1 protein-coding gene is annotated in these 422 nt (G+C 55.2%); it reads right to left on the bottom strand.

Annotation, left to right across the window (positions count from 1 at the left end):
• Nucleotides 1-206 (bottom strand): orotidine 5'-phosphate decarboxylase / HUMPS family protein (locus tag B3187_RS04045; RefSeq protein WP_286804686.1); only part of this gene is annotated, 206 nt, incomplete at its 3' end.
• Nucleotides 207-422: the final 216 nt, after the last annotated feature.

Consider the following 422-nt stretch of genomic DNA (forward strand, 5'->3'; position numbering starts at 1 on the left):
ATGTCGTGGAATTTCAGATCCAGAAAAATATCGAACCCGAGCCCCTGGAGTTGCTCGATCACGGCGGGACCGCTACGGGTAAAAAGTTCCTTGCCGACCTTGAGCCGACAGTTCTCCGGTGAGAGCCGACGCGCCATGGTCAGGCAGTCGTCAGCGTTGTCGTAATCCATGGCAACGACAATGCGTGGAGCCTCGGGATTGGGCATGTTTTCCCCCTATGCACAAAAAAAGCCCGAATTCAGTGAATCCGGGCTGCCATTAAAGCAAATTTGGCATCAAATTGCAGCGTCTAATCGTTGCTGAGGGAGGTGCCTGGGTGACCGTCGCAGGTCATCCCGTGGTCAGTTCAGGGTCATATGGTCGCGATTGGACTCAATGGTCGCTTCGCCAATGCCCCGCACTTCCACCAACTGGTCCAGGCT

Origin of the sequence: Marinimicrobium sp. UBA4209, from assembly GCF_002381585.1 — a bacterium.
In the GTDB taxonomy this organism is placed as follows: domain Bacteria; phylum Pseudomonadota; class Gammaproteobacteria; order Pseudomonadales; family Cellvibrionaceae; genus Marinimicrobium; species Marinimicrobium koreense.